A 5824-nucleotide genomic window follows, 5' to 3' on the forward strand; every position below is an offset into this window, starting at 1 on the left:
GGTCAACGCGGTGTTTCCCGGTCCGATTGCGACGCCGATGCTCGATGCGGAGACCCAGGCGCGTCTGGCGGCCACATCGGTGTCCGGCCGGATCGGGCAGCCGTCCGAGGTGGCCGATGCCATCGCCTTCCTGGTATCGGGCCAGGCGTCGTTCATCACCGGTTCGGAGCTCGTCATCGACGGCGGCCAGTGCCTGAAAATCCAATGAAGATCGGCATAATCGGCGCCGGGCCGGCCATGCGCGACGGGCACCATCGATGACGGATGGCTTGGATGGTTGGGACCGTCTCGATCCCGCGCTGCGTGCGGTCGCGACGACCCGGACGAACTTCTCGCTGCGTGCGGTCAAGCTGATGCGCGAGCCGTTCGACGACCGCCGCCGCGAAGCGGCCGCACTCGTCGACGTGTCCGGCCTGCAGATCGCCGACCACACGGCGCAGGCCGAGGCGGCGCGCGTGCCGGTGCGTGTCTACCGCGACGGCCAAACGGAGCCCGCGCCGGTGGTGGTGTTTTGCCACGCAGGCGGATTCGCGTTGGGAAACCTCGACACCGATCACCGCCAGTGCGTGGAACTGGCCCGCCGCGGCCGCTGCACGGTGGTGTCGGTCGACTACCGGCTGTCCCCGGAACACCCGTATCCGGCAGCGCTCGACGATGCGACCACCGCGCTGCGATGGGTCGCCGCCAACGCGACCGAACTCGGCGTCGACGCGGCCCGGATCGCCGTCGCGGGCAGCAGTGCAGGCGCAACACTGGCGGCGTGCCTGGCGCACGGTAGCGCCGACGGGACAGTGCCGGCGGTCGCCTTCCAGCTCTTGCACCAGCCGGTGCTGGACGATCGGGAAACTCCGTCGAAGGCCGAGTTCGGCGCCAGCCCCGCTTTCGACAGCGAGGCAGCGGACCTGATGTGGCGTCACTACCTGGGCCCCGGCACTGCATCAGCGGCCGCTGTGCCCGCCCGGCAAGGCCGATTCGCCGGTCTGCCAACTGCTTTGATCACGTGCGCGGAGATCGATCCGCTTCGCGACGAAGCGGTCGACTATGCGCTGAAGCTGCTTCATGCAGGAGTTTCCACCGACCTGCACGTGTTTGCGCGCACCTGCCACGGCTTCGATTCGCTGCTGCCCGATTGGTCGGCGTCGCAGCGGTTGTTCGAGCTGCAGGGTGAGGCGCTGAGCCGCAGTTGGGACAACGCCTAACGCGGCGCGAGACCCGCGCTCTAGTGTGAGCACTATGGCGTGCTGCGAAGTCCCCATTGCTGCCGAGGACTGCGACGGAGCCTTCACTGTCGACTCGTCGCGGGTCACGTTCGGGCGCGGTTGCCTGGCCGAGGTAGGTGATCGAGCCGGTGCACTCGGACTGCGGCGGGTGGCGTTGTTCTCCGATGCCGGCGTGGCCAAACTGCCCATCTTCGCGAAGACGCGCGACTCGCTGATCGCGGCCGGGATCGACGTCGTCGCCTACACCGACGTACATGTGGAACCCACCGACGCGTCTTTTCAGGACGGGGCCCGTTTCGCGCAAGCGGTGGACCCCGATGGCTACGTGTCGCTGGGCGGCGGCTCCGTCATCGACACCTGCAAGGCCGCCAACCTCTACACCACCTATCCCGCCGACTTTCTGACCTACGTCAACGCGCCGATCGGCGAGGGCAAACCGGTACCCGGCCCGCTCAAGCCGCATATCGCGTGCCCGACCACGGCGGGCACCGGCAGCGAGGTAACCGGCATCACGATCTTCGACCTTTTGTCGCTGAAGGCGAAGACCGGCATCGCTTCTCACGCGCTGCGCCCCACCGAGGCGCTCGTCGACCCGGACTGCACCGCGAGCCTGCCGGCCGAGGTCGTCGCCTCGGCAGGGCTCGATGTGCTGTCACACGCTCTGGAATCTTTCACCGCGCGGCCCTACGTCCGGCGGCGCGCTCCCGAACGGCCCAGCCTGCGGCCCATGAGTCAAGGCGCCAACCCGTGGAGCGATTTGGGCTGCCGTGAGGCGTTGCGCCTGCTGGGGCGATATTTGGATCGTGCGGTGCACGACGCTTCCGATAGCGCGGCCCGTGAGCAAATGATGTGGGCGGCAACGCTTGCGGGCATCGCGTTCGGCAACGCGGGCGTGCATGCGCCGCATGGCATGGCCTACGCGGTAGCGGGGCTGGTGCGGGACTTCCGCCCATCGGGCTACCCGGCCCATGAACCGCTGGTGCCGCACGGAATGGCCGTCATCCTCAATGCGCCGTCGTCATTCCGCTACACCGCGGAGGCGAGTCCGGAGCTGCACTTGGAGGGCGCACGGCTGCTCGGCGCTGACACGCAAGGCGCCGGCGCGAATGACGCGGGCGAGGTGCTGGCCAACGAACTCATCCGCATCATGCGAGCGGTGGGCATCCCGAACGGCCTCGGGGGCGTGGGCTACAGCGAAGAAGACGTGGCCGCGCTGACCGAGGGCGCTCACCCCCAGCAGCGTCTCCTACAGAACGCTCCGCGCGAGATGAGCAAACCTGTTCTGGCGGACCTGTTTCGGCGCGCCATGCGGTACTGGTAGTCATACATTCATGCCTCCGTTTTCTGCGGTGCCGCCCGCACCTGACGGGCTCACCAGTCGCGACTTCCCGGTGCATTGGCCAGTGCTGACTCGATGGGCCGACAACGACATGTTCGGCCACCTGAACAACGCGGTGTACTACCAGCTTTTCGACACCGCGATCAACGGCTGGATCCAGACCAACGTCACTCTCGACCCGGTGACAGCGTCGGCGCAGGGCATCGTCGCCGAATCGGGCTGCCGCTACTTCTCCGAACTGCACTTCCCGGAACGGCTTGTCGTCGGGGTGGCCGTGACCCGGCTCGGCAACAGCAGCGTGACGTATCGGCTCGGCGTCTTCCGGGGACTCCAGAGTCCGGCTGCTCACGACGATGCTCAGCCGCAGGCCATCGCCGCGGTCGGCCACTGGGTGCACGTATACATCGACAAGGCCACCCGTCGGCCGACCCCCATCCCCGACGACATCCGCGCGCTGCTGTCGACGGCCTGCGTCAGTTAGCGGTCGCAGCGTTCTCGTTATGCTCGGCCAATGCCTTTTGTCAGCAAGACCGTTGAGGTCGCCGCCAACGCCGATACGATCCTGGCCATCGTCGCCGATTTCGAGTCTTACCCGGAGTGGAACGACGGAGTTCAGGGCCTGTGGGTGCTGGCCCGCTATGACGACGGGCGCCCGAGCCAGCTGCGTCTCGATGCCAAATACGAGGCCATCGAGGACAGTTTGATCCAGGCGGTCTACTACCCGAGCCCGACTCAGATTCAGACCGTGCTGCAGCAGGGCAACCTGTTCAAAAAGCAGGAGCAGTTGTTCAGCGTGGTCGACACCGGCTCGTCAGCATTGTTGACCGTGGACTTGGACGTCGAGCCCTCGTTGCCGATACCCGCACCGATGGTGAAGCAATTGGCCGGCAACGTGTTGGACTACCTCGCCGAGAACCTCAAGAAGCGCGCCGAGGACCTGGCTGCGTCGAGCTAACTAGTCCCAGATTCCGCTGCTTTGCAACCGTTCCGTGAGCCGGCGCGCCCCGTCGGTGAATTGCCTCGCGGTGTGCTCGACGACCGCGGCGGTGTCCCGGCGGCGCAACGCCGCAACCACCTCGCGGTGGTTCTGCACGGCGGAGGCACCCCATTCCGGATCCGCGGCGTACACCATCAACGGCATGTATCGAGCGACGTGCAGCAGGAACCACGCCAGCTTGATCCGCCCAGTCGCGTGGTTGAAGGCTCGGTGAAACGCGAACTCCGCCGTCGCGATCGCTTCGATATCAGCAGCGGCGACGGCGGTGGTCAGCACATCGGTGAGGTGTTCGAGATCGTCGATCTCGTCGTCGGTGATGCGCTGGGCCGCAGACGCGGCGAGTTCCCTGGCGATGGTCGCCTGCACCCAGAAGATGTCGTCGACGTCCTGGCGGCTCAGCGGCAACACGACGTGGCCGCGGTGCGGCTCGAGTTGCACCATCCCCTCGCCCCGCAGCTTCAGCAGCGCCTCGCGCACCGGAGTCGCGCTGACGCCGAGTTTGGCCGCGGTTTCGTCGAGCCGGATGAACGTCCCGGGCCGCAATGCGCCCGACATGATTGCGGCCCGCAGGTGGCCCGCGACCTCGTCGGACAGCTGCGCGCGGCGCAGCGGAACACGGGCCTGCCGCTGCGCGGAAGGCCGCCGTGCCGCCGGTTCGCTGAGCGCGGTCACCGGGGTTGTCTTCGTGACGCCAAGACCATAGTGTGACCCAGACAACACCAAGTTTTATCAAATATCAACTTAAGCACAGGGCTTAGCAACGAGAAGGGGAGCGACCAGTTGACCGCGCAGTTGACCGGCCACGGAGCTCGAGGGACGGACCCGGGCGGAGCCTCTTTGGAGCAGCCGTATTTGGCGCGCCGACAGAACTGGGTCAATCAACTCGAACGGCACGCATACATGCAGCCGGGCGCCACGGCGCTGAGATTCCTGGGCAACACCGTCACCTGGGCCGACCTTCGCGACCGGGTCGCGGCACTGGCCGGGGCCCTGGGCCGCCGAGGGGTCGGCCCGGGTGACCGGGTGATGGTCTTCATGCTGAACCGAACCGAGTTCGTCGAGTCGGTGCTGGCGGCGAACATGATCGGGGCCATCGCGGTTCCGATCAACTTCCGGCTGACCCCACCCGAGATCGCCTTCCTGGTCGACGACTGCGAAGCGCGGGTGATGATCACCGAATCAGTGCTGGCTCCGGTGGCCGCCGGCGTCCGAAACCTCACGTCGGCGTTGAGCAGCATTGTGGTCGCCGGTGACTCCAGTGCGGACGGCCTGCTGGCCTACGAAGATCTGGTGAACGAGCCGGGCGACCCGGCCCGTCCGGCCGATGTGCCCAACGAATCGCCGGCGCTGATCATGTACACCTCAGGCACCACGGGCCGGTCCAAGGGTGCGGTGCTCACCCACACCAACCTGACCGGTCAGACGATGACCAACCTCTACACGCACGGCGTCGCCGCCGACGACGTCGGCTTCATCGGTGTCCCGTTCTTCCATATAGCCGGAATCGGCAACCTGGTGACCGGACTTTTGATGGGGCTCCCCACGGTGATCCATCCGCTGGGCGCATTTGACCCCGGACAACTGCTCGACGTCCTGGCCGCCGAGAAGGTCACCGGAATCTTCCTGGTTCCGGCTCAATGGCAGGCGGTATGTAATGCGCAGCAGGCGAATCCACGTGATGTGAGGCTGCGGGTGATCTCTTGGGGTGCCGCCCCGGCGTCCGATACCCTGCTGCGGCAGATGTCGGAAACCTTCCCCGGGTCGCAGATATTGGCCGCCTTCGGTCAGACCGAGATGTCGCCGGTGACTTGCATGCTGCTCGGCGAGGACGCCATCAGAAAGCTCGGTTCGGTCGGCAAGGTGATTCCGACCGTGGCGGCTCGCGTGGTCGACGACGAGATGAACGATGTGCCCGTCGGGGAGGTCGGTGAAATCGTCTATCGCGCACCCACATTGATGGCTGGCTACTGGAACAACCCGGAAGCGACCGCGGAGGCGTTCGCCGGTGGTTGGTTCCACTCCGGTGACCTGGTCCGGATGGATGACGAAGGCTACGTGTGGGTGGTCGATCGAAAGAAGGACATGATCATCTCCGGCGGTGAGAACATCTACTGCGCGGAAGTGGAAAACGTCCTCGCCGGCCACCCAGAGATCGTTGAAGTCGCGGTGATCGGACGTCCACACGAGAAGTGGGGTGAAGTGCCGATCGCGGTCGCGGCCGTCGCGGCCGGTCGGCCGCAGAAATTAAGCATCGAGGACCTCGATGAG

General features: G+C 66.3%; 7 protein-coding genes. 6 read left to right on the plus strand and 1 reads right to left on the minus strand.

All coding sequences use genetic code 11. The features are described from left to right. From WAN02_RS28230 to WAN02_RS28250, 5 genes are all read left to right on the plus strand, one after another. A partial coding sequence (locus tag WAN02_RS28230) for an SDR family oxidoreductase (RefSeq protein WP_422268613.1) occupies positions 1–208 on the plus strand: 208 nt, incomplete at its 5' end. Positions 209–257: 49 nt separating this feature from the next. After that, on the plus strand, positions 258–1199 hold the full coding sequence (locus WAN02_RS28235) for an alpha/beta hydrolase (RefSeq protein WP_422268615.1): 942 nt from the start codon (positions 258–260) through the stop codon (positions 1197–1199). 34 nt (positions 1200–1233) lie between these two features. After that, the gene (locus WAN02_RS28240; protein WP_422268617.1) at positions 1234–2541 is read left to right on the plus strand and encodes a hydroxyacid-oxoacid transhydrogenase; all 1308 of its coding nucleotides are present in this window, start codon (positions 1234–1236) and stop codon (positions 2539–2541) included. A 10-nt stretch (positions 2542–2551) separates the two neighbouring features. Next, positions 2552–3040 (plus strand): acyl-CoA thioesterase, encoded by a 489-nt coding sequence (locus tag WAN02_RS28245; protein WP_422268619.1) that lies wholly within the window; start codon positions 2552–2554, stop codon positions 3038–3040. A 30-nt stretch (positions 3041–3070) separates the two neighbouring features. After that, positions 3071–3514, plus strand: a complete 444-nt coding sequence (locus WAN02_RS28250; protein WP_422268621.1) for an SRPBCC family protein — start codon at positions 3071–3073, stop codon at positions 3512–3514. Here the strand turns inward: WAN02_RS28250 and WAN02_RS28255 are convergent, their stop codons facing one another. Next, positions 3515–4228, minus strand: coding sequence for a GntR family transcriptional regulator (locus WAN02_RS28255; protein ID WP_422268623.1), 714 nt, complete (start codon positions 4226–4228; stop codon positions 3515–3517). A gap of 108 nt (positions 4229–4336) precedes the next feature. Here WAN02_RS28255 and fadD5 point away from each other — a divergent pair. Then, a partial coding sequence (gene fadD5 / locus WAN02_RS28260; protein WP_422268625.1) for a fatty-acid--CoA ligase FadD5 occupies positions 4337–5824 on the plus strand: 1488 nt, incomplete at its 3' end.

It is taken from the genome of Mycobacterium sp., assembly GCF_049281135.1.
In the GTDB taxonomy this organism is placed as follows: domain Bacteria; phylum Actinomycetota; class Actinomycetes; order Mycobacteriales; family Mycobacteriaceae; genus Mycobacterium.

What these genes read in the sequence shown, in the direction of transcription:
- WAN02_RS28250 (WP_422268621.1), top strand. Translation starts at nt 3,071, where the DNA reads ATGCCTTTTGTCAGCAAGACCGTTGAGGTCGCCGCCAACGCCGATACG.
- WAN02_RS28235 (WP_422268615.1), top strand. Translation starts at nt 258, where the DNA reads ATGACGGATGGCTTGGATGGTTGGGACCGTCTCGATCCCGCGCTGCGT.
- WAN02_RS28245 (WP_422268619.1), top strand. Translation starts at nt 2,552, where the DNA reads ATGCCTCCGTTTTCTGCGGTGCCGCCCGCACCTGACGGGCTCACCAGT.
- WAN02_RS28240 (WP_422268617.1), top strand. Translation starts at nt 1,234, where the DNA reads ATGGCGTGCTGCGAAGTCCCCATTGCTGCCGAGGACTGCGACGGAGCC.